The organism is Vibrio sp. 1288, assembly GCF_033344475.1.
This window is the reverse complement of the sequence record NZ_JAWPOX010000188.1, coordinates 1-978: the sequence shown is the minus strand read 5'-3', so window position 1 is coordinate 978 and position 978 is coordinate 1. Positions and strand designations below refer to the sequence as shown.

Genomic DNA, 978 nt, shown 5'->3' with positions numbered 1-978 from the left:
GCTCGACGCTATGCGTCAGCGTCACAATCATCTTTCAACGCAGTTGCAACAACTTTCAGCTCTCAAAGGGCACGCTGGTCAATCGGCGTTGTCCTCTCCGTCTTTGAATAGCGCGGCGTTGATGAACTTCAACCGCGTTGATCAGATGCTGCAAAGAATGCTTCGTCACCACGAGCAAGAACAAGCGGTGATGCAAGCCGAATGTGCATCAGTACAAAAAACGCTAGAACACAAACACGCTCGCGTTCAAGGATTGGAAAAGGTACTAGATAGATGGCGTACCAAGCAAAATTATGAGAAAGCCAAAAAAGAGCAAAAGCTGATTGAAGACATCATCAACTCTCGCGTGAAACGCAAAACGTTGTAAGCGTTTTGCGTTTATTTTTATCTAGTAAAGAGAAACGTTACGTCGTTTTTCTGCGTCGCAGCCACCCTAATAATCCTCCAAAGAACAACACCCCTGCACCTATTGCACCGCCGCTGCCGTTATCGCTAAATCCTGAAACATTAGTGTCTTCTGGATCAAAGCCTGAATCACCTTCGCTATGGTAATCCTCTAAGGCTGCTAAGCTCGCGTTATAAACGGTTTTGACCCCAGAACTGGTTCTTGCCTCTATCCACGAGGTGTAATTCAGAATCTCTGTGAAGACGCTCGGAATGGCTGCCGACTCACAAATGGATGAGCCGTAACTCACAATCCCGATTTGCTGATACATACCGTTGCTGTCTTGATAGGTGAGTGGGCCGCCAGAGTCTCCGCTACATATTCCGGTATAGCTACGGTCTGGAAAGCCATTTGCACAAATGTTTTCTTGGTCGTTATACCCCACAACGAGAGAAGCACATTGGGCATCAGAAAGCGGTTGAACCTCCGCCCATCGTAAATAGTTCGGGCCACTGGTGTCGGTCGTGGACGTTTGTCCCAATCCAAAGATTTGATAAACCGATTCGCCGCTGTAATCGCCAAAATCTTGAGGC

At 47.6% G+C, this 978-nt stretch carries 2 protein-coding genes; one reads left to right on the top strand and one right to left on the bottom strand.

Annotated elements, in window-relative coordinates:
• Nucleotides 1-367, top strand: a 367-nt coding sequence (gene fliJ, locus R8O11_RS25575; RefSeq protein WP_318194658.1) for a flagellar export protein FliJ, incomplete at its 5' end; no start/stop codon positions are given.
• Between the two features lie 37 nt (nucleotides 368-404).
• On the opposite strand, the gene R8O11_RS25570 is transcribed toward fliJ, so the two are convergent.
• Nucleotides 405-978, bottom strand: a 574-nt coding sequence (locus tag R8O11_RS25570; protein WP_318194657.1) for a S1 family peptidase, incomplete at its 5' end; no start/stop codon positions are given.